17 protein-coding genes are annotated in these 22,674 nt (G+C 62.3%); 9 read left to right on the top strand and 8 right to left on the bottom strand.

Translation table 11 applies throughout. From position 1 onward, the window contains the following. Nucleotides 1–86: 86 nt before the first annotated feature. Nucleotides 87–1,454: a KamA family radical SAM protein gene (locus tag ACMV8A_RS00360; protein ID WP_495323738.1), complete on the bottom strand. Its 1,368-nt coding sequence runs from the start codon at nt 1,452–1,454 to the stop codon at nt 87–89. A 377-nt stretch (nt 1,455–1,831) separates the two neighbouring features. On the opposite strand from ACMV8A_RS00360, the gene ACMV8A_RS00355 reads away from it, so the two are divergent. After that, complete coding sequence (locus ACMV8A_RS00355; RefSeq protein ID WP_495323737.1) at nt 1,832–2,650, top strand: sulfurtransferase; 819 nt, start codon at nt 1,832–1,834, stop codon at nt 2,648–2,650. Between the two features lie 169 nt (nt 2,651–2,819). Here ACMV8A_RS00355 and lexA read toward each other — a convergent pair whose 3' ends face one another. Then, the gene (gene lexA, locus ACMV8A_RS00350) at nt 2,820–3,281 is read right to left on the bottom strand and encodes a transcriptional repressor LexA (RefSeq protein ID WP_495323736.1); all 462 of its coding nucleotides are present in this window, start codon (nt 3,279–3,281) and stop codon (nt 2,820–2,822) included. A 104-nt stretch (nt 3,282–3,385) separates the two neighbouring features. Here lexA and ACMV8A_RS00345 point away from each other — a divergent pair, with 104 nt between their 5' ends. The 5 genes from ACMV8A_RS00345 (at nt 3,386) to ACMV8A_RS00325 (ending at nt 9,251) form a co-directional block, all read left to right on the top strand. Continuing rightward, entirely contained in the window at nt 3,386–4,036 is a 651-nt protein-coding gene (locus tag ACMV8A_RS00345; protein ID WP_495323735.1) for an SCO family protein, read from the top strand. Between the two features lie 10 nt (nt 4,037–4,046). Then, entirely contained in the window at nt 4,047–4,961 is a 915-nt protein-coding gene (asd, locus tag ACMV8A_RS00340; RefSeq protein ID WP_495323734.1) for an archaetidylserine decarboxylase, read from the top strand. 53 nt (nt 4,962–5,014) lie between these two features. After that, complete coding sequence (locus tag ACMV8A_RS00335) at nt 5,015–5,209, top strand: DUF3330 domain-containing protein (RefSeq protein WP_495323733.1); 195 nt, start codon at nt 5,015–5,017, stop codon at nt 5,207–5,209. Between the two features lie 98 nt (nt 5,210–5,307). Next, complete coding sequence (locus ACMV8A_RS00330; protein ID WP_495323732.1) at nt 5,308–7,122, top strand: cyclic-di-GMP receptor FimW-related protein; 1,815 nt, start codon at nt 5,308–5,310, stop codon at nt 7,120–7,122. 56 nt (nt 7,123–7,178) lie between these two features. Further along, nucleotides 7,179–9,251: an EAL domain-containing protein gene (locus ACMV8A_RS00325; protein WP_495323731.1), complete on the top strand. Its 2,073-nt coding sequence runs from the start codon at nt 7,179–7,181 to the stop codon at nt 9,249–9,251. A gap of 76 nt (nt 9,252–9,327) precedes the next feature. Here ACMV8A_RS00325 and htpX read toward each other — a convergent pair whose 3' ends face one another. After that, nucleotides 9,328–10,218 carry a protease HtpX gene (gene htpX, locus ACMV8A_RS00320; protein ID WP_495323730.1) on the bottom strand — a complete coding sequence of 297 codons (891 nt, stop codon included), beginning with the start codon at nt 10,216–10,218 and terminating at the stop codon, nt 9,328–9,330. Between the two features lie 230 nt (nt 10,219–10,448). Here htpX and ACMV8A_RS00315 point away from each other — a divergent pair, with 230 nt between their 5' ends. From ACMV8A_RS00315 to ACMV8A_RS00305, 3 genes are all read left to right on the top strand, one after another. Beyond that, entirely contained in the window at nt 10,449–12,227 is a 1,779-nt protein-coding gene (locus ACMV8A_RS00315) for a SulP family inorganic anion transporter (RefSeq protein ID WP_495323729.1), read from the top strand. Nucleotides 12,228–12,336: 109 nt separating this feature from the next. Further along, the gene (locus ACMV8A_RS00310) at nt 12,337–13,905 is read left to right on the top strand and encodes an adenylate/guanylate cyclase domain-containing protein (RefSeq protein ID WP_495323728.1); all 1,569 of its coding nucleotides are present in this window, start codon (nt 12,337–12,339) and stop codon (nt 13,903–13,905) included. Then, nucleotides 13,905–14,966 (top strand): tetratricopeptide repeat protein, encoded by a 1,062-nt coding sequence (locus ACMV8A_RS00305; protein WP_495323727.1) that lies wholly within the window; start codon nt 13,905–13,907, stop codon nt 14,964–14,966. Before ACMV8A_RS00310 ends, ACMV8A_RS00305 begins: the two co-directional genes overlap by 1 nt. 3 nt (nt 14,967–14,969) lie before the next feature. On the opposite strand, the gene ACMV8A_RS00300 is transcribed toward ACMV8A_RS00305, so the two are convergent. The 5 genes from ACMV8A_RS00300 to ACMV8A_RS00280 all read right to left on the bottom strand — a co-directional run bounded on the left by ACMV8A_RS00300 (nt 14,970) and on the right by ACMV8A_RS00280 (nt 22,635). Continuing rightward, nucleotides 14,970–15,887 carry a GGDEF domain-containing response regulator gene (locus ACMV8A_RS00300; protein ID WP_495323726.1) on the bottom strand — a complete coding sequence of 306 codons (918 nt, stop codon included), beginning with the start codon at nt 15,885–15,887 and terminating at the stop codon, nt 14,970–14,972. Between the two features lie 40 nt (nt 15,888–15,927). After that, nucleotides 15,928–18,186 (bottom strand): DNA topoisomerase IV subunit A, encoded by a 2,259-nt coding sequence (parC, locus tag ACMV8A_RS00295; RefSeq protein ID WP_495323725.1) that lies wholly within the window; start codon nt 18,184–18,186, stop codon nt 15,928–15,930. An 18-nt stretch (nt 18,187–18,204) separates the two neighbouring features. Further along, nucleotides 18,205–18,567 (bottom strand): sirohydrochlorin chelatase, encoded by a 363-nt coding sequence (locus ACMV8A_RS00290; protein ID WP_495323724.1) that lies wholly within the window; start codon nt 18,565–18,567, stop codon nt 18,205–18,207. Between the two features lie 4 nt (nt 18,568–18,571). Then, the gene (parE, locus tag ACMV8A_RS00285; RefSeq protein WP_495323723.1) at nt 18,572–20,461 is read right to left on the bottom strand and encodes a DNA topoisomerase IV subunit B; all 1,890 of its coding nucleotides are present in this window, start codon (nt 20,459–20,461) and stop codon (nt 18,572–18,574) included. Between the two features lie 137 nt (nt 20,462–20,598). Next, on the bottom strand, nt 20,599–22,635 hold the full coding sequence (locus tag ACMV8A_RS00280) for a methyl-accepting chemotaxis protein (RefSeq protein WP_495323722.1): 2,037 nt from the start codon (nt 22,633–22,635) through the stop codon (nt 20,599–20,601). Between the last annotated feature and the right edge of the window lie 39 nt (nt 22,636–22,674).

Raw genomic sequence — 22,674 nt, 5'->3', positions numbered from 1 at the left:
TTGACCATCCTGGTACAGCGCTGCCTCGAATAAGGTAGCCCCAATGCCGGCAGGCGGCAATGGGGGAAGACAGAGGTTAGAAAGGCTCAGAGGGTAGCGCGCGCCTGCATGGCGTCATATTCGGCCTGAAAGAAAAACTGTTCTTCCCCGAAGGCCGGATGCAGGTCATCCAGCCAGGTGGCCTGCGGATCGAAACGGGCAAAGAATGGCCGTTGCACCCAGTCCGGGTTGCGGCCCTGAATGAAGCGCAGCACGAATACCTGCTCGCCGGCCACCGCGGTCACGCCCTGCACCTCCACCTTGCCGGGGCCGGCGCTCATGGACGGGCCGCGTACGGTGCGCGCCACACCGGAGACCTGCTGCACGGCTGCGCGGTAGATCGCCCAGGCACGCACCAGGGGCACCTCGAAGTAACGCCGCGCGCCGGTATCGCGCTCGATAAACATGTAATAGGGCACGATACCCAGGCGCACCTGAGTCTGCCACAGTTGCGCCCATACATCGGCATCGTCATTGATGTGGGCCACCAGCGGCGACTGGCTGCGAATCACCGCACCGGTCTCGCGCAGGCGGCGCACCGCCTCGCGGGCAATGGGCGTGTCCAATTCACGCCAGTGGTTGTAGTGGGCCATCACCGCCACATGCTTGCCCTTGCGCACCATGCGCTCCAACAGGCGCAGCAGGTCATCAGCATCCTCATCGAGCACGAAGCGCTGCGGCCAGAACGACAGCGCCTTGGTGCCGATGCGCAGGGTCTGGAGGTGTTCGAACTCCGGCTGCAACAGCGGCTCCAGATAACCGGCCAGGTGTCTGCTCTTCATCACCAGGGGGTCACCACCGGTCATCAACAGATCGGTCACCTCATGATGCTGTTTGAGGTAGCGATGCAGTTGCGTGGCCTCGTGGGAGGCGATGCGCAACTCCTTGTCGCCGATGAACTGGGCCCAGCGGAAGCAGAAGGTGCAGTAGCTATGGCAGGTCTGCCCCTGGCTGGGGAAGAACAGCACCGTCTCACGATACTTGTGCTGCATGCCCTCCAGGCGCTTGTCGTCCAGGCGCGGCACATTGAGCAGGCGCTGCCCCGCCGGATGGGGGTTGAGCCTGTGACGGATGTCCTGCGCCGCAGCACGCAGCTGCGCCGGGTCGGCCCCGGCATCGAGCAGGGCGGCGATGTGGTTGAAATCCGCCATTGCCAACATGCCCTGTTGCGGGAAGGTGAGTTGGAAGATGGGGTCGTCCGGGACGTTGTCCCAGTCGATCAACTCGTCGATGACGTAACGATTGACGCGAAATGGCAACACCTGCGCCACGGCATGCATGCTGCGGCGCAACTCCGCCGGCAGCCGCTGCAACTGCGGGATCTGCTCCAGCTGGCGTTCGGTATAGACCTGGAACCGTTCTACCCCGGTCAGGGACTGCGCCGTGCGCGCCCCGAAATTTCTGACTTGGCTCATCTGCTTACCTCGTATCTGCCGACAACAACTGCCGATAGAGTTCGCATGGGCAAGCGGGAAGGGAATATCACCCCGGAAATCCGGGCCACCTGACAAGGCGTTTCCTGCTTGCGATGTATGAATGTGCCGGCAAAGCCGGGCACTCGGATGAGGATACTGCTGTTATGTGACAATCGGTGTTGAGCGGCGGTTCGTTCGAAATGCTGTGCCCACGACCGAGAAGTATTGTACCCGAACGCGCCACAATACCAAAACAGACAACATTGACACACTATCGAACCAGATTCATGACAATTAACTGTATAATCATGCATATTGCTTGAAATACCAACCGGCAGCCCCACCTTATTGAACCATCATCCCTGCCCGAAACCACCATGACCGACACGACACTGCCGCTCCTGCTTGAGCCCGAAATGCTGGAGCCCTTGCTGGGCGATCCCCGCCTGCTGCTGGTCGATCTGAGCCGCGCCGACATCCATGTCCAGTACCACATCCCGGGCGCGGTACACCTGGAATACAGCCGCATCGTCCGCATGGCTCCCCCGGTCGGTGGCCTGTTGCCAGATGAGACGCAATTGACTGAGGTGTTGTCGGCCATCGGCCTGACAGCGGAGCACCACGTAGTGGCCTATGACGATGAAGGCGGTGGCAAGGCCTGCCGCCTGCTGTGGACCCTGCAGGCCATCGGCCATCAGCACTACTCCCTGCTCAACGGCGGACTGCACGCCTGGGCCAACGAGGGGCATGAGTTGACGCAGACGGCGACCTCGTCTGCCCCCTCCTCATATCGGGCGAACTATTCCGATACCAGTGTGGTAGCGGACGCCGCCTATATCCTCGCCCACCTGGGCGATGCCACTCACGCCCTGCTCGATGCCCGCTCCGCCCTGGAATACCGCGGTCTGCAACGCTATTCGGTGCGCGGCGGCCATATCCCGGGGGCGGTCAACTTCGAATGGACCGAGGCGATGGATCAGGGACGCAATCTGCGCCTGAAGCCGGCGACAGAACTGCGTGCACAACTGGAGGGCTTGGGCATCACGCCGGACAAAACGGTGGTGGCCTACTGCCAGACCCACCACCGCTCGGCCCACACCTGGTTCATGCTCAAGTGGCTGGGCTACCAGGCCAGGGGCTACGCGGGATCATGGTCCGACTGGGGCAACCGGGAAGACACGCCGATAGACCGCTAGTTTCGGGGCTTATTAAGGAAGGTCTGAATAAGTCCATCCTGGACTTCTCCGCCCACGCGAATCGAACAGTGTGATTTTCGATTCGCTTCATGTTCCAACGACTTATCGTCGTTGGAACATGGCGGCACATCCCTGTGCCGCGGAAGCTCTGAACTTATTCAGAGCTTCCTTAAGCAGTCCGTATCACCCCGGTGACGATACCGAGGATCTGTACCTCTTCATTGCGCAAAAAGATGGGCTGCATCTCGGGATTGGCCGGCTGCAGGCGGATACCGTCGCGCTCGACATAAAACTTCTTCAATGTCACCTGCGCCCCATTGATCATGGCCACCACCGACTGGCCATTGGCGGCGCTCTCGCGTTTCTCGATAATCACGATATCGCCGTCCTGAATGTTGTCATCGATCATGGAATGGCCGCGCACGCGCAGGGCGTAGGTATTCTTGCGCACCATGGTGGCCGGCACGGCCACCTGTTCCTGACTTTCATTCAGTTCCACCGGACTGCCCGCAGTGATGTAGCCGAGCAGCGGTATTTCCACCATATCCGCCGCGGTCAGCGCGACGGCCTCCAGTTCTGCACTCCAGACCGGACGGTTACTCTTGGGAATCAGCAGACTGACATTGGACATGACGGGCACCTCGCATGGTTATTTATACAGTAAGGTACGTGCCTGGCTGGCACAATGCAAGTCACCGATGACCGCGTGGCGGACAGATGCGATAATCACCGCCCATGGATCGCCTGCGTACCCCGCTGCTGCTCACCCTCGTTGCCGCCCTCAGCGCCGCGCTGTTCTGGCTGTGGTTCGCCGATACGCGCCAGGAGTACAGCCGCAGCGCCCCCCTGTCGCGCGAGCTGGCAGGCATCGTGCAACCCGAACTACAGCCCTTGCCCGAGTTTGTCCTCCACGACTTCGATGGCCATCCCATCAGGGCCGACTGGTTCCACGGTCAGTGGACCTTTGTGTTCTTCGGCTATACCCATTGCCCCGACATCTGCCCGACCACGCTGTACACGCTGCAACAGGTACGCCGGCAACTGACGCGCACCCCGGACCTGCTGGCCGACACCCGCTTTCTCTTCATCACCCTGGACCCGCAACGCGACACGCCAGAACTCCTCAAGGACTACGTGCAGCACTTCGACCCGAGCTTTCTTGCCGCCAGCACCGACCCGTCTACCCTTGAACGCCTGACGGCGGCACTGAATGTTGCCTATGCCTTCGACAGCAGCCCCGAGCGCAGTGGCTATACCATCAACCACAGCGCGGCGATTCTGCTCATCGACGCCCAGGGGCGCTATCATGCGCGCTATACGCCGCTGCAAAATGCCAACCATATCGCCGATACCTACCGTACAATCCGCGATCTCCGCCACCGCTGACGAGCCCCCTATGGAACAGCCTGCCACTACCCCGGTCCCGCTCACGGACCTCCTGAAGACCTGGCCGCAATACCTGATGCCCGGGCATCTGCTGTCGCGCCTGATGCAGGGGCTGACCCGCATCCGCTGGGCGGGTTTCCGCGAGCCATTCACCGACTGGTTCGTCGACCGCTTCAAGGTCAACATGGACGAGGCGCTGGAGCCGGATCCGCACGCCTATGAGCACTTCAATGCCTTCTTCACCCGCGCCCTGAAGCCGGATGCCCGCCCGCTGGTGGATGGCCCCTATGACATCGCCTGCCCGGTGGATGGTGCCGTCAGTCAGGCCGGCCCCATCACAGACGGCCGCCTGCTGCAGGCCAAGGGGCACGACTTCAGCCTGGTGCAGTTGCTGGGCGGTTCAGAAAAACGCGCCGCGCCGTTCCAGGGTGGCAGCTTTGCCACCCTCTATCTGTCGCCGCGTGACTACCACCGCATCCACATGCCGCTGGACGGCACCCTGCGCGAGATGGTGCATATCCCGGGGCGTCTGTTCTCGGTCAACGCCGTCACGGCACGCCGGATACCGGATCTATTCGCGCGCAACGAACGCGTCGCCGCCCTGTTCGATACCGCCGCCGGGCCGATGGCCATGGTCTTGGTGGGCGCCGTCTTCGTCGGCAGCATCGAAACGGTATGGAGCGGCGTGGTCACGCCGCCCGCCGGCCGCGTGGTGCGCCGCTGGCGCTATGACGACGCAGAACAGCCCGTCCACCTGGCGCGCGGCGAGGAAATGGGCCGTTTCAACATGGGATCGACGGTCATCGTCCTGTTTGGCCCGCAGGCCCTGGACTGGGCCGAGGCCATCCGGCCTGAGGCCCCCATCCGCATGGGCCAACGCCTGGGTACACGCCGCCTGTCTGGCAGCACCGAGAGCCCGCAATAGCCTAGTGATTGACTATACTTTCTGGCATTCCCCGCGGTAGCAGGAGGTTTGCCATGAAACAGGCCGGTGCGGACAAACCCATACCCAGCGAACCCGAACTCATCCAGTGTGAGGTGTGCCTGAACGAAATTCCTGGCTCCATCGCCGCCACTGTGGAGGGATCGGAGTACGTCCATCACTATTGCGGACTGGACTGCCTGGGGCGCTGGCGGGCCTGCGCCGAAACTTCGCTACCATCTTCAAGATGACGCGGCAGGACATTGATTCAGGCTGATATTTTGCCTCCGAGTTGATATGCTAAGGCGTGGCGCTGCCGCCACACTGGATATCAACCCGAGGATGCTGCATGGCAGAGGGACAAGGCCACATCGGATTTACGCTGCCGGAGCAGCACAAGCCCGGCCGTGACTCCTTCGACACCAAGCCAAGGAAGGTGGAGGCGTGGATTTCCCAGTTGCCCATGGGCAACGTGGGCGAAACCGCACGTCAGGTGTTCGGTGCCCTGCACGAAAGCAACCGCCTGCGCATTTCCTGGAAAGAACGCTATCAACTGCTGGAGGCGCTGCGTGGGCCGGTGGGCTATATCGGCCAGGCCCTGCACAAGCGATTCACCGGCCTGACCTTCCCGCTGCAACCCAAGACCCAGCGCATCGCCAATCTGGCCACCGAGCTGTACAGTGAAATGGCCCTGGGTTACAAGATCGCCATTGAGGACATGCTACGGTGCAGCTTCCTGTTCCGCAGCCGCCGCGCCCTTACCATCATGCTGCACCGCGCCCTGCGCTACCTCAACCGCGTGCTGCTTACCAGTTATCAGGTCTATGCGCCTTCACCGCGGGAAACCTGGGCCGATCTGCATCGCCTGTACCGCTACGCCGAAGGCCAACGCCTACATCAGTCCTCGGTCACCGACAAGGAACAGGCGATTCTGCCGAAGACCAGCATCACCACTGCCTACAAGCAAGCGCTGTTGCTGGCCCTGGCCACACCCTACCGCCTGCGTCAGGGCGAGGTCAGCACCGTTTATGCCGCGCTGGAGGTGTGGTCCCACTTGGCGCAGCTCAAGCCTTATACGCCCAAAGCCGACCCCGACGCCGCCCTGTTTATCACCCATCTGGGCAGCAACGAGGAACCCAGCCACCTCGCCTTCAACCACCTCCCGTGTGATGACGGCCAATGCCGCCTCATCGACCTGAAAAACCTCAACGCCACTGTGCATGAGGAACTGGAACTGGTGGCCGGAGGCACGGTCACTTCACTGAAACACCGTCTCGGCAACAGCCTGACGCTGGACCTGCTGCGCCGCCTGAGCATGACCTGGGGCGTACCGCCCAAACGCGGCTTCTATCGCAGCAACAAAACTGCCAAGGCGGAACTGGTGGTCGGCCTCACCTCGGTGCACCGCGCCCTGGGCCTGGTCAGTGCACTGCGCAGCATCACCCTGTTGAACAATGGCGACAGCGGACCGGAAAACCTGTTCTCCAAGACGTCCTCCTTCTCCAGCCGCGTGGTTGCGGCCGAGAGCGACGTGAAAGAGGACGTGTGGGATGTGTTCAAACCCAAACCGGTCAGCAAACCGGGCCAACCGCAACAAATCGCCCCCAAGACACCGCCCCTGTTGATGCAGACCTGGGACGTACGCGACGAAAGCGGTGGAGGCTTTCGTGTCGCCCGCCAGGGCAGCGACACGCTGGGCGTACAGGTGGGCGACCTGATCGGTATCCGTCCGCTCACCGACACCCATGACGCCAACTGGCTCATTGCCGTGGTGCGCTGGATCCGCCATGCCAACGCCGAAGAACTGGAGATGGGCCTGCAGAACATCGCCACCCGCAGCCGGCCGGCAGCGGCACGGGTACGGCTGGAAAACGGTAAACTGACCGAGTTTCAGCGCGTCATCGGTCTGCCGGAGAACAAGGAGCCACCGCAACCCCAAAGCCTGCTGGCGCCCCCCATGCTGTTCAGCGTCGGTACCAACCTGCTGGTACAGTTCGACCATACCGAACACCATCTGATACTGACCCAGCAGTTGGAAAGTACCGGTGCCTATGCCCAGTTCGCCTTCGAGGATCTGGGCCCCACCGGTGCGGGCGGCCTGAAGCGCACCGACTCCCCCACGGGCCGGCCGGCGGACTACTCCTCGCTGTGGACGGATCTCTGACGCCCCGCAAACCAGTTACCACGGCCATCACTCATATCACGTAGAAGACTGCATTAATGGTGAAGACAGAGGAAATTCTTCGGCTCATCGTCATTGACGACGCCTCCAATCACGCCGAAGTCGTCAGCAGCATGTTGCGCAATGCCGGCCAGGCCGTACGCACCGAACGTGCCGAGGATGACGAGGATTTGCGCGAACTGCTCGCCCAACAGGGCTGGGACATGGTGTTGAGCAAGGTGACGGTGCCCCATCTCACCCCCGTCGAGGCACTGCAGATCATCGCGCAGACCGAGCTGCACATTCCGCTCCTCGTCCTGTTGGAACACTTCGACGACGCCGCCATGGCCGATGTCCTGGAGGCCGGTGCCCGTGACGTCGTATGCCTGGAGCACCCGAACGTCCTGGTACACACCCTGAAGCGCGAATTCGGCGATGTGATGAAACGCCGCCGCCACCGTGAGTGTGAAAACCTGCTGCAAGAAGCCAACCGCCGCGCCCAGTCGCTGGTGGACAGCTCGCGCGACGCCATCGCCTATGTACATGAAGGCATGTACATCTACGCCAACGAATCCTATCTGCAAATGTTTGGCTATTCCGTGTTGGAGGAGATCGAGGGCATGCCGCTGATGGACATGGTCTCACCCGCAGACCATGGAAAATTCAAGGAATTTCTGCGCGGTTATCTCAAGGGCCGTACCACCAGCGACTCACTCAATATCCACGGCTGCAAATCGGATGGCGAAGAATTCAATATCACCATGGATTTTTCGCCTGCCAGCTACGAAGGCGAATCCTGCATACAGATCATCATCCGCGACCAAAGCCTGAGCAAGGAACTGGAAGCCAAGCTCGACTCCCTGACCAAGCATGATTTGCTCACCGGCGCCTACAACCGCCAGTACTTCATGGCCATGCTGGAAAATCTGGTCGGCCAGAGCGGCGTGCATGGCACCCTGCTCTACATCGCACCGGACGATTTCAAGTCCGTGCGGGAACGCATCGGTATCGCCGGCAGCGATCTGATACTCACCGACTTCGCCACCCTGCTCAAGAAATATCTACCGGGTGATAACGATTTGGTGGCACGTTTCGATGGCGAGGTCTTTACCCTGATCCTGCAGGGGATCGAGGATGCCGAGGCTGAAGCAACGGCAAAAAAGATTCTGCAGGCCGTGGAAGAAAACATCTTCGACGCCAATGGCCAGACGGTCAGTCTCACCTGCAGTATAGGTATTGCCCTGTATCACGAAGACCTGCACGACGTGCACGAGCTGCTGCTGCGCGGCGAGAAAGCGTGGCGCAAGGCCGCAGCCAGCGGCAACCGCCACTACCTGTACAACCCGCAGACCGAAGGCATGGCCGAGCGCGAACAGGCGTCACTGCGTGTCAAGCAGCTGAAGACGGCGCTGCGCGACAACCGCTTCCTGCTGCTGTACCAACCCATCGTCAGCCTGCACGGCGATCCGGCAGAAAACTATGAAGTGCTGCTGCGCATGCTGGATGACGACAACAACCAGATTACCCCCAGCGAATTCATGCCCGCGGCGGAACAGGCCGGACTGATGGGCGGCGTCGACCGCTGGGTGCTGGCCCACACCGTCAAGGCCCTGGTGGAGCGACGCCGTGCCGGCCGCCACACCAACTTCTTCATCAAGGTCTCGGGCGAATCGCTGCGTGACGACAAGCTACTGCCCTGGCTGCGTGACCTGCTCAAGGCTGCCCACGTCGAAGGTAACTATCTCACCCTGGAAATGAGTGAGGCGGTGGCCAGCAGCAACCTCAAACTGATCAAGCCCCTCATCGAGGGTCTGCATCAGCTGCGTATCCGGGTCGGCCTCGATCACTTCGGCCTGGCCCCCAACTACGCCAACCTGCTGCGCCACGCCGAGGTCGATTTCCTCAAGATCGACGGCAACCTGATTCGAGGTATTGCGCAGAACAAGGAAAACCAGGCGCGCGTCAGCGAAATCGCCAGCATGGCGCAGGAATCGGGCAAAAAGACCATTGCCGAATTCGTCGAGGATGCCGGTAGCCTGTCCTCGCTGTGGACCTGCGGTGTCGACTACATCCAGGGCTACTTCCTGCAGGAGCCGGGTACGGAGATGAATTACGACTTCAACGCCAGTTAGGCGCGTTTGATAGTCTGCTGTTTGGGCACAAAAAAGGCCGGCTATGCCGGCCTTTTTTGTGCCCAGGTGAATCCCGTCACACCACCGTGCGGCTCTTCAGTGCGGCGATGCGCTCCTCCAGCGGCGGGTGCGACATGAACAGGCGCTTGATACCGCCGCCCAAGCCGCCGGCGATGCCGAAGGCCGCCATCTGATCCGGCAACTGGCCGGCACCGTGATTCATCTGCAACCGTTCCAGCGCCGCAATCATCTTACGCGAACTGGACAGGTTGGCGCCGCCGGTGTCGGCACGGAACTCGCGCTGGCGCGAGAACCACATGACGATGATGCTGGCCAGGATGCCCAGCACCAGTTCGGCGATGATGGCGGTGATCCAGAACGCCGGGCCGTGGCCACGCTCGGTCTTGAACACCACGCGATCCACCAGGTGGCCGATGACGCGCGACAGGAAGATGACGAAGGTATTCACCACCCCCTGGATCAACGCCAGCGTCACCATGTCGCCGTTGGCCACATGGCTGACCTCATGGCCCAGCACCGCCTCGGCCTCGTCCTGAGTCATCTTCTGCAACAGGCCGGTACTCACCGCCACCAGGGCATTGTTGCGGGTCGGGCCGGTGGCAAAGGCGTTGATCTCCGGCGCATCGTAGATCGCCACCTCGGGCATGGCGATGCCGGCCTGCTGCGCCTGACGCCGCACCGTCGCCACCAGCCACTGCTCGGTGGCACTACGCGGCTGTTCGATCACCTTGGCGCCGGTCAATCGCTTGGCGGTCCATTTGGAAATGGCCAGCGAGATGAAGGAGCCGCCGAAGCCGAACACGGCGGCAAAAATCAGCAGGGCATTGAGATTGAGATCCACCCCTTCGGCGTCGAGGATGCGTTCCACACCGAGCAGGCGCAGGGTGATACTGAGTACCACGATGATGGCCAGATTGGTGACCAGGAACAGGAAGATACGCTTCATGGCAGCTTGTTCACTCCTTATGGGCTGTCGATGGATTCAGATATTGCCTGATGAACAATGGGGGCATAGGCCGCCCGGTTCAAGTGTTGTCCGGCGCCGAATTCTAGACCATCATGCCGCAGGCGGGTTCCTTGCCGACAATCAATATTTCACCGCAAATCTATCAGTGGATTGTTATATAATTCTGACGCCTCATCATACTCATCGCCCCCGTGCCGCGTACACCCCACATGAATACAACCGTGCAGTGCAGTCTGTTCTGGGTCAAGCTCTTTCCCTTCCTGCGCTGGTGGCCGCGCGTCAACCGCGACAGCAGCCGCGCCGACCTGCTGGCGGGGCTGACCGGTGCAGTCATCGTCCTGCCTCAGGGTGTGGCCTTCGCCACCATCGCCGGCCTACCGCCCGAATACGGTCTCTATGCGGCCATGGTGCCGGCGGTGATCGCTGCGCTGTGGGGCAGTTCCTGGCATCTGGTGTCCGGCCCGACCACCGCCATCTCCATCGTGGTGTTCGCCTCATTGAGTCCGCTGGCTGAACCCGGCAGCGCCGACTTCGTGCGCCTCGCCATCACCCTCGCCTTTCTGGTCGGTGTGCTGCAACTGGTGATGGCACTGGCCAAGATGGGCACCCTGGTCAATTTCATTTCGCACTCGGTGGTGGTCGGCTTTACCGCCGGCGCCGCCATTCTCATCGCCGCCAGCCAGATCAAGAACTTCTTCGCCCTCGACATCGCCCGCGGCAGCCACTTCTACGAAATCATCTACGCCTTCGCCCAGCAGCTGGACGACATCAATCCCTACGTCACTGCGGTCGGTGCGGTAACACTGGTGAGCGGCATCATCGCCCGCCGTTACGCGCGCAAGGTTTACATGATCGTCGCCATGCTACTGGGCAGCCTGTTCGCCCTGGCCCTCAACCTGACCTTCGGCGTGGAGGAAACGGGCATCAGCACCGTGGGGGCGCTGCCCACCCAGTTACCGCCGCTGTCACTGCCGGATCTGTCGCTGACCACCATCAAACAGCTGGCGCCGAGCGCCCTGGCCGTGGCGCTACTAGCCATTACCGAGGCGGTGTCCATTGCCCGTTCCATCGGCAGTAAGGCCCATCAGCGTATCGATGGCAATCAGGAGTTCATCGGCCAGGGCCTGTCGAACATGGTGGGCAGCTTCTTCTCCGCCTACCCCAGCAGCGGCTCGTTCAACCGCAGCGGCGTGAATTTCGAGGCCGGGGCGCGCACGCCGCTGGCCTCGGTATTCGCCGCCGCCGCCCTGGTGCTGATCGTGCTGCTGGTGGCTCCCCTGGCCGCCTATCTGCCGGTGGCGGCGATGGCCGGGATCCTGTTCCTGGTGGCCTGGGGGCTTGTCGACTTCCATCATATTGCCCAGATCATCCGCACCAGCCGCAACGAAACCGTGGTGCTGGGGGCAACCTTCTTCGGTGCACTGTTTCTGGAACTGGAATTCGCCATTCTGCTCGGCGTAATGCTGTCGCTGGTGTTCTACCTCAACCGCACCTCACGCCCGCGCATCTTGAGCCGCGTGCCCGATCCGCGACACGAAAAGCGCGCCTTTACCACTGACAGCACGCTGCCGGAATGCCCGCAGCTCAAGATCATGCGCATCGACGGTTCGCTATTCTTCGGCGCCGTCAACCACGTGGAGCAGGCGTTCCAGAATGTCGACGCCGTCAACCCGCAGCAAAAGCACCTGCTGCTGGTGGCCAAGGGCATCAACTTCGTCGACATCTCCGGCGCCGAGGCACTGACGCACGAAGCGGAACGGCGCCACAAGCTCGGCGGCGGCTTCTACCTGTACGAGGTGAAGGACACCGTGTGCGGCATCCTGCACAAGGGCGGCTATATCAAGTCCATCGGTGACGAAAATATTTTCCACTCCAAGACCGAGGCGCTGAAGACCATCGTCAACGAACGGCTCGATCACGACATCTGCCGCCACTGCGACAAGCGCATCTTCCGGGAGTGCAGCCAGTTCGCCCCGGCGGCAGAATGAGCACCCCGCCTGGCACCATTGCGCCGACGCCATAAGGAAAGTTCACGGACTCCGGCAACGGCAGCGGCCGTGATATGATAGCCGCCCGACTGTCGAAACGTTCAGAACCATGCGCGCAGGCAGCCTTACCCTCCGTACAGCACGAGATGCAGGCACGCGGCTACTTCAGCAGGTATCCGCCCTGACGGCGCGCGCTAGCCAATTCTGGCAGGACCTGCAACCACAGCACTTCCCCATTGCCTACAAACTGGCCCTGGTAATTACCTTGGTCATTACTGTGGGTATGTCTCTATTGGGCATGGTCATCGTCGATGACCAGACCCGCCTGCTGCGCCAGCAGATGAATCAGTTCGGCCAGGCGCTCATCCACCAGATGGCCGAGACCGTCAAGGAACCCCTGCTGGCCGGCGATGCTTTGGCATTGCGCCTGGCCACGGACAGTATGATGCGCCACGGCGGCGTGTTGGGTGCGGTCATCTATTCCGACGAACTGCTCCCGCTGGTCAGTGAAGGAGTGGCGCCACCTGCACTCCAGTTGCAGCGCATGGTAGGACAGTCAAACACTGTGGCCCCTGTTGCCGCCGTAGAATGGGACGCTCAGTTCCAAGACAGACATACCGGTGTCATCACGTTCTTCGCGCCCATCGTGGTACGTGAACTTACCACTGGCTATGTGCTGCTGACCTTCGATCATTCACAGTTGAGCCAGGCCCAGCGCCATACCCTGCGTGCTGTCACGGCCGCTACCCTGCTGATGGTACTGCTCGGCGCCGTTGCCGCCATACTCCTCGGCCAGCGCCTGTCCCGCCCGATTAACGATCTGATGGATGCCAGCCTGCTGATTTCACGCGGCGACTACAGTTTCCGCTTCGACGAGCGCCGCAACGACGAAATAGGCACATTGATGCAGGCCTTCAATACCATGAGCGACGGCCTGGTACGCAAGCAGCAGGTGGAACAGGTGTTCTCACGTTACGTCTCGCCCAAGGTGGCGCGAGAAGTACTCAGCGATCTGGATCAGGTACAGCTGGGCGGCCAGCACGTGGAGGCGAGCGTATTGTTTGCGGATATCGCCGGCTTTACGGCGCTGTCGGAGACCATGACACCGCAAGAAGTCAGCACACTGCTCAACGACTACTTCACTGTCATCGCCCAGGCTGCCCAGGCTTACCATGGCCATGTGGACAAATACATGGGCGACTGTGCCATGCTGGTATTCGGTGTCCCTGAGCCCGACGAGCAACACACTGTACATGCCGTATGCTGTGCGGTATTGATTCAGCGCCTGATCAGCGAAATGAACCGGCAGCGTCAGACGATAGGCAAGGTACCGGTGCATTTCCACATCAGCTGCAACTCGGGGACGATGCTGGCCGGCAACATGGGCTCCCACGAACGCATGGAGTACACCGTAGTGGGTGACGCGGTAAATCTCGCCTCCCGCCTGTCCACCGTGGCAGAAGCGGAGCAGATCATCATCAGCAAGGTAATGCACGACCTACCAATCCTGGCAGGCAAACTCATCTCCCGCCAACAGGACACCATACGATTGCGCGGCAAGCAGCAGCCCGTCGCCACCTTCGAAGTGCTGGACCTGACCGAACCGCTGCGCAGTGAGCTGGAACAGCATTACCACCACATTCTGCACCAGCGGCGCAACAGCACTACGGCAGCCTGATGTCACGCCGCCTGTTACTGCTGCTCCTGCTGCTATCGCTCAATGGCTGTGCCTATCTGGCCAGCGTCAGCGGAGACCTCGATGCCCAACTCGATCGCTGGACAGCCCAGCAGGAATATGGCAAAGCCTTGGCTGCCCTGGCCCACGTCAAACCGACTCGCGCCGACTATGCGGTGTTGATGCGGAAGCGCGATACCATCCTTGCAAAAGCGGAACAGTACGAACGCGAGACCGTAAGCCAGGCGACGGACCTGGCCCGCCGCGGGCAGTGGCAACAGGCGCTGGAGCGGTATGACCAGGCCCTGTCGCGTCTGCCCGACGGCAAGATACTACAGGCCGGCCATGCGCAGTTGCTGCGGCAACAGGCGGCGCGTCTGGATGAACTGGAGCTGGATCTGCTTATTGCCCGCGGCGAAGGCTTGTTGCATCTGCTGCCGGCCTATACCAACCGTGCCAACGTCGATCCTCGCTCCTGGCGTGCACAACGCGAGCTACGTAGCGCACAAGAGGAGGCCGGGCGTATCGCCCACGAACTCACTCAGCGTGGCCGCATGGCGTTGGAGCAACGGGACATGAATCAGGCACGCCGTAGCCTGCCCCTCGCCCTGCGTCTGCACTCCACTCCAGAAACCAAGCAGGCCAATCAGGACCTGCTGCGTCGCCTCGGTCCACCGGCAACGCAGACAACCAAACCCGCGGCGAAGCCCAGCCGCGAGGACGAAACGCGTGAGCTATTGCAGCGTTACCGTCAGGCCTACGCTGGCAAGGACTGGGGTGAAGCGCAGCGCCTGCTGGCGCTACTGGAATTGCAACCCACACCGCCGGACGATATCGTACAGCTGCGTAGTGAACTCAATGCCGAGGTCGCCGAAGCGGTGAATCGCCATATCGAGCAAGGCATCACCCTGTACAGCGACGGGAAATATGAACGTGCCCTGGCCGTATGGCAGCAGGCCCTACAGCTCGAACCGGGCAACGAGCGGGTCCGGGCGCACATCGAGCGGGCCGAACGGGTACTGGAAAAACTGCGCACCCTGCAGGAAAAACGTAGCGGCGAGTAAGACTCAGGTGAGAGAAGCAGTGGACTGATCGTCTGCCAGTTGCGTACGCAAACCCTCCTCGGCCCGCTGCACCAGCTGTTCAAAGGCAACCACACTCTCATCGATGGTCTGCGACGCCACACCGGCCTTGAACACCAAAGATGCCTTCCTGTCACCCACCTTGAGTTCGAATTGGGCAAGGCGGCCGCGTAACCGCGCCCACACCTGGACTGTGGCTTGGGGTTCAACGCCGACCAGCAGCAGCGCAAACTGCCCGGTACCGAAATAGGCGGCAATATCCTCGGTGCGTATGTTCTGACGCATTACCTTGGCCACAACGGCCATCATTTTCACCACCAGCGGCACACCGAAGTCCCGCTTCAACTCGTCCAGATTGGCTACGGCAATCCGCGCAACGGCCAGCTTGAAACCCTGACGCCGCGCCAGCGCCGTGTGCCGGCCGCCCTGCTCCATAAAATGATCGCGGGTTGCCAGACCGGTCAGCGTATCCACCGGAAGTTTCTGCTCCAGCCGCGTGACCTTCTTGCGCAACGTGGCGTAACCACGGGCGCGGGAAATGAGCTCGGAGGAATGAAACGGCTTGCTGATGAAATCGGTGGCACCCAGCCCGAGTATGCGTTCCTTGTCCTGCTCGTCGTCCTCTTTGCCGGTGACGATAATCACCGGAATCTCGCGCAGCGATGGGGTCTCGCTGGCGCGAATCCGCTCCAGCAATTCATAGCCATCCATCTGCGGCATCGCCAGATCGGTGAAGATCAAGCTGAAGTCATCCGCCTGTTCGAGGGCGGCCAGCGCCTGCATGCCGTTCTCGCACAACTGCACGTCGAACTCTGCGCCCAGATATTTGGCAAAACTGGCACGAATGAGTTTGGAATCATCCACCACCAGGATTCTGGGTTTGTCAGTTGCCGCCTCACTCATACGTGTTGCACCTTTGATTCCTGCTGTCAGCAAGGCAGACTCAGCCCTTTTCCCCCGCCATCATGGCATCCACACGTTGGAAGCCGCGTGGCAGCTTGTTGCCGCGCCGGCCGCGTTCACCGCGGTAATGTTCCAGGTCAGCGGCCTTGAGGGTGATGTGGCGCTTGCCCGCGAACAGGGTCACGGCGCCATCGGCGGGAATCACCGCCGCGGCCACCACGTATTCCTCGCGCAGGGCGGCCTTGTTGGCCGGGATGCCGATGATCTTGTTGCCCTTGCCGCGCGGCATCTGCGGCAGTTCACTGAGCGGGAACACCAACAGACGGCCATCATTGGTGGCCGCTACGATGAGGTCATGGGCATAATCGCCCACCCGCTGTGGCGGCAGCACCTTGGCGCCGCTGGGCAGGTTGAGCACATTCTTGCCGGCCTTGTTGCGTGCGTGCAGATCGGACAATTTGGCGACGAAGCCATAGCCGGCGTCGGAGGCCAGCAACACCAGTTCCTCGTCCTCGCCCATCAACACGCTCTCGAAGGTTGCACCGGCGATGGGGTTGACGCGGCCGGACAAAGGCTCGCCCTGACCACGCGCCGAGGGCAAGGTGTGCGCCGGCAACGAATAGCTGCGCCCGGTGGAATCGATGAAGGTGGCGAGCTGGTTGCTCTTGCCGCGCGCCACATCCTTGTAGCCGTCGCCGGCCTTGTAGCTGAGTCCGGTGGGGTCGAGGTCGTGGCCCTTGCCAGCACGCACCCAGCCCTTTTCCGACAGCACCACGGTGAGCGGCTCCACGCCCACCAGGGCGGTTTCATCCAGCGCCTGGGCGGCGGCACGCTCCATCAGCGGCGAGCGGCGTGCATCGCCGTAGGTTTCGGCGTCAGCGATCAATTCCTTCTTCACCAACGACTTCAGCCGCGCCTCAGAGGATAGCGTCTTTTCCAACGCATCGCGCTCTTTGGCCAGTTCGTCCTGTTCGCCGCGGATCTTCATCTCCTCCAGTTTGGCCAGGTGGCGCAACTTGAGTTCGAGGATCGCCTCGGCCTGCTCGTCGGACAGGCCGAAGCGTGCCATCAATACCGGTTTGGGCTCATCCTCGGTGCGGATGATGTGGATCACCTCGTCGATGTTGAGGAAGGCGATGAGCAGGCCATCAAGGATGTGCAGGCGGCGCTGCACCTTGTCCAGACGATGCTCCAGGCGGCGGCGCACGGTGCGAATGCGGAACTCCAGCCACTCCACCAGCATCTCGCGCAGGTTTTTCACCCGCGGCCTGCCGTCCAGGCCGAGCACGTTCATGTTGACGCGGTAGCTGCGCTCCAAGTCGGTGGTGGCGAACAGATGATTCATCAGCTCGTCCACGTCGATGCGATTGGAACGCGGCACGATCACCAGGCGCGTCGGGTTTTCGTGATCGGATTCGTCGCGCAGGTCTTCCACCATGGGCAGCTTCTTCTGCTGCATCTGCTGGGCGATCTGCTCCAGCACCTTGGCGCCGGAGACCTGATAGGGCAGCGCGGTGATGACGATGTCACCCTCGTCACGCTCCCACTTGGCACGCATGCGCACGCTGCCGCCGCCGGTCTGATACATCTTCAAAAGGTCGGCGCGTGGGGTGATGACCTCCGCTTCGGTGGGATAGTCCGGCCCCTGCACATGCTCGCACAGCTGCTCCACCGTAGCCTTGGGCTCCTCCAGCAGGCGCACACAGGCGCTGGCCACCTCGCGCAGGTTGTGCGGCGGGATGTCGGTGGCCATACCCACGGCGATGCCGGTGGTGCCGTTGAGCAGCACATGGGGCACGCGGGCGGGCAGGATCGACGGCTCTTCCAGCGTGCCGTCGAAGTTGGGCACCCAGTCCACCGTGCCCTGATCCACCTCGGTGAGCAGCAGGTCGGAAAATTTCGCCAGGCGCGATTCGGTGTAGCGCATGGCAGCGAAAGACTTCGGATCATCCGGTGCGCCCCAGTTGCCCTGACCGTCGATGAGTGGATAGCGGTAGGAGAACGGCTGCGCCATCAGCACCATCGCCTCGTAACAGGCCGAGTCGCCGTGGGGGTGGAACTTGCCCAGCACGTCACCGACGGTGCGCGCCGACTTCTTGTACTTGGCGCCGGCCTTCAACCCCAGCTCGCTCATGGCGTAGACGATGCGGCGCTGCACCGGCTTCAGGCCATCGCCGATGTGCGGCAGGGCGCGGTCCATGATCACGTACATGGAGTAGTCCAGGTACGCCTTTTCGGTGAAGGCCTTGAGTGGCAGGCGCTCGACGCCTTCGTAATTCATCTCGGTGGTTTCAGCCATGATATTTGCTCACTGTTCCTATTGCGCCAGGTCCAGCAGGATGGCGGCGATGCCCTCCTCTGCCGCGCCCAGATAGGGCGCGATGGTGATCTTCACCTGCGGGTGCTCCGCCTGCTTGGGCTGCACCTGCTGCGGGACATCCGTCGTCACGTGGCGCCCCTGCGACAGGAAATAGGGCAGCACCACCACCTCCTGTGCGCCGCGCTCGACGCAGCATTGAATGGCGCCAGGGATGCTCGGCTCGGCCAGTTCAAGGAAGGCGGCGGTGACATCGGCATAGCGCGCACCGGCCAGGGCCTTGAGGCGCGCCGCGATCTTGCGCACCTCGTCGTTGGAGGCCTCGCGGCGGCTGCCATGGGCGACGAGTAGCAGATGTTTCATTGCCTCATACCTCCGCCAGGTCGCCCTTCTGCTCCAGCCAGCTCTTGCGCTCACCGGCGCGCTTCTTGGCCAGCAACATGTCGAGCAACTGGTTGGTATCGTCGCCCGGTTCGATGGTGAGTTGCACCAGACGGCGGGTGTCCGGCGCCAGGGTGGTTTCGCGCAGTTGCAGCGGATTCATCTCGCCCAGGCCCTTGAAGCGGGTGACGCTGATCTTGCCGCGCTTACCCTCGGCGGCGATGCGATCGAGCACGCCCTGTTTCTCGGCATCATCCAGGGCGTAATACACGTCCTTGCCGATATCGATGCGGTACAACGGCGGCATGGCCACGTGCACATGGCCGTTGGCCACCAGCGGGCGGAAGTGGCGCACGAACAACGCGCACAACAGCGTGGCGATGTGGGCGCCATCGGAGTCGGCGTCGGCCAGGATGCACACCTTGCCATAGCGCAGGCCCTCCAGATTGTCGGAGCCGGGGTCGACGCCGATGGCCACGGCGATGTCGTGCACCTCCTGCGAACCCAGCACCTCGGCCGGGTCCACCTCCCAGGTGTTCAGGATCTTGCCGCGCAGCGGCATGATGGCCTGGAAATCCTTGTCGCGTGCCTGCTTGGCCGAGCCGCCGGCGGAGTCGCCCTCCACCAGGAACAGCTCGCTACGCGCCGGGTCCTGGCTGGTGCAGTCGGCCAGCTTGCCGGGCAGCGCCGGGCCTTGCGTCACCTTCTTGCGCGCCACCTTCTTGCCGGCACGCAGGCGACTCTGCGCACTGCTGATGGCCAGCTCCGCCAGGCGCTCGCCCAAGTCCACATGCTGGTTGAGCCACAATGAGAAGGCATCCTTCACCACGCCAGAGACAAACGGTGCGCACTCACGCGAGGTGAGGCGCTCCTTGGTCTGGCCGGAGAACTGTGGGTCGGCCAGCTTCACCGACAGTATGTAGCTCGCCTTCTCCCACACATCCTCCGGCGCCAGCTTGATGCCGCGCGGCAACAGATTGCGGAATTCGCAGAACTCGCGCATCGCCTCGGTGAGGCCGGTGCGCAGGCCGTTGACGTGGGTGCCGCCCTGTGCGGTGGGGATCAGGTTGACGTAACTCTCCGCCACCGGCTCGCCACCCTCGGGCAGCCACACCACGGCCCAGTCCACCGCCTCGGTATTGCCGGCCAGGCTGCCGATGAACGGATCTTCCGGCAGCAGCAGGTTGTCCTTCAGCTCGTCGAGCAGATAGGCGCGCAGGCCGTCCTCGTAATGCCACTCCTCGCGTTCGTTGGCCGCCTCGTCGAAAAAGGTGATGCGCAGACCGGGACACAGCACTGCCTTGGCGCGCATCACGTGCTTCAAGCGCGGCACGGCGAACTTGGGCGAGTCGAAGAATTGCGGGTCGGGCCAGAAGCGCACCGTAGTGCCGGTATTACGCTTGCCCACCTCGCCCACCGCCTCCAACGGCGTGGCCTTGTGGCCGTCCTTGAAGGCGATGTTGTATTCCTTGCCGTCGCGCCGCACCCACACTTCCAGGTGCTTGGACAGCGCATTGACCACCGACACGCCGACGCCGTGCAGACCGCCGGAGAACTGGTAGTTCTTGTTGGAGAATTTGCCGCCAGCGTGCAGCTTGGTGAGGATCACCTCGACACCGGGCATCTTTTCCACCGGATGCATGTCCACCGGCATGCCGCGGCCGTTGTCGGCCACCGACAGCGAACCGTCCTTGTGCAGGGTCACCTCGATGGTCTTGGCGTGGCCGGCAATGGCCTCATCCACCGAGTTGTCGATGACCTCCTGGGCCAGATGGTTGGGGCGCGAGGTGTCGGTGTACATGCCCGGGCGCTTGCGCACCGGGTCGAGGCCGGACAACACCTCGATGGATTCGGCGGTATAGGAACTGGCTGACATAATTCTATGATTAGCAATGGTTATTTATTATCAGGGGCCGACAGCAACGGCCGCCGGGAACCGGGGTTGGGGGATTCTAACGCAAAAACGCCCCTGCCATGCGGGACGGCAGAGGCGTTTCACGGGATGGCCTGGACTCAGGTCTTGAACTGCCCCACCAGGCCCTGCAACTGCTCGGCCAGCTGGGCCAGCTGGGTGCTGGAGGCGGCCAGTTGCCGGGTGCCCTCGGCGGTCTGCTCGGCCACCTGGGTGATGTTGGCGATATTGCGGTTGATCTCCTCGGCCACCTGTTCCTGCTGGGCCGCCGCATCGGCGATGTGACGATTCATGTCAGTGATGTTGTCCACCGAGGCGGTGATCTCCTCCAGCGCGGCGCCGGCGCGGGCAGCCTGCTCCACGCTGGCATTGGCCTGCACCCGCCCCTTGGTCATCATCGCCACCGCATCGCTGGCGCCCTTCTGCAGGGTCTCGATGATGGCCTTGATCTCCGCGGTGGACTGCTGGGTGCGCGAGGCCAGGGTGCGCACCTCATCGGCCACCACGGCGAAGCCGCGGCCCTGCTCGCCGGCGCGCGCCGCCTCGATGGCCGCGTTGAGGGCCAGCAGATTGGTCTGTTCGGCGATGCCGCGAATCACATCCACCACGGTGCCGATGCTGTCGCTGTCATCCTCCAATTTATGGATCACCTCGGCGGCCTGTTCCACGGCGCGCGCCAGATTGTCGATGGCATCCACCGTCTGCGCCACCACCTTACGCCCACCGGCGGCCTGGGTGTCCGCCTGGGCGGCGGAGTCGGCGGCCAGACCGGCGTTCTGCGCCATCTCCTGCGCCGTCGCCGCCATCTGGTTCATGGCGGCCGCCACCTGCTCGGTCTCCTGCTGCTGGCGCTGCACGCCGCGATTGGCATCGGAGCTGATCTGCGACATCTGCTCGGCGGCCGCCGACAGTTGTGCCGTGGAGCCCGCTACCTGACTGACGATGGCGCGGATCTTTTCCACGAAACGATTGAAGGCCATGCACAACTGGCCGATTTCATCACGGCCGTCCACATGCAGCTGGCAGGCCAGGTTGCCGCCGCCAGCGGCGATGTCATTCATGGTGCTGACGGCCATGCGCAGCGGCTTGCTGATCAGATGGCTGATGATCCAGGCACCGAACACACCGAGGAACAGCCCAATGGCGAGCAGCAGCAGAACCGTCGCACGCGTAACATCGATCTGTGTCAGCAGGGCATCGCTGCGCTGCTCAGTACGGCTGCGCAACTCCTGCACCAGTTCATCGAGCAGTTGCTTGCTCTCGCCCAGCAGCGGCCCCAGCTCGCTCCGCACCAGATGGGCATCGGTGCGCCACTGCTCGCTGCTGTGCAGAGTGCGCATCTGGGTGAAATTGGCGAGGAAACGCTGACGCAGGGCGACAAACTGCTCGAAGGCATCCTGCTGCTCGAAATTGAGCTGGCCGGCCCGTTTCTTCACCCGCTCTACCAACTTGCCGACATTATCCTGATGCACTTGAATCTCATCCAGCGCGCTGTCGGCGCGGAAGGCCAGATAACCGCGAATGCCATTCATGACGTTGGTCCAGGCATAGCGCAGCTCACCGAGCAGCAGCAGTAACTGCTTGCGCTGCGCGCTGGCCGCTTCCTCCTCCTCCGCCATGATCATCTGCGACAGCAACTGCAGCGCCTCCTGGCTGAGAGGATTGACGTTCATGCCGGCATATTGCATGGCGGGAAAATTGGCGCCGTCATCCAGCGCCAGTTGCAGCATGCGTTCGCGGTAATCCGAAAAACGCTTCACCTTTTCAGCCACGGCAGCCACCTTGACGCGGAGTGCGGCTTCTTCCTGGATCAGGGATTGCTGCTGCAAGCGCTGCAACAGCTCAGCCACCTGCTGCAGGTTGTGCACATAGTCCTCGCGCTGCCGCGGTTCCTTGCTGAGGAGGTAGAAACCCAGTGAGGCGGTGGTGTGCTCCAGGCGCGTGGCCAGTTCCAGCGCATCGAGCACGGTGGGCTGAATACGCTCGGCCACATCGGCCATGTTGCCGCGGGTAGCGCTCAAACTGACAACCGTGGTCAGCACCACCACGGCCAGGATAGCCACCAGCATGCCGAAGCCAAACCAGAGTTTGGTGCGTATGGAATAGCGCGCCAGCAGGCGCTGGATAAACGTGAACATGGACACCTCTCCCCGGCAAATGCATGCGTCCCGGCACAG

Source organism: Sulfurivermis sp., from assembly GCF_059410345.1.
The sequence above is the reverse complement of the archived record's forward strand: the minus strand, read 5'-3'. Positions and strand labels throughout refer to the sequence as shown.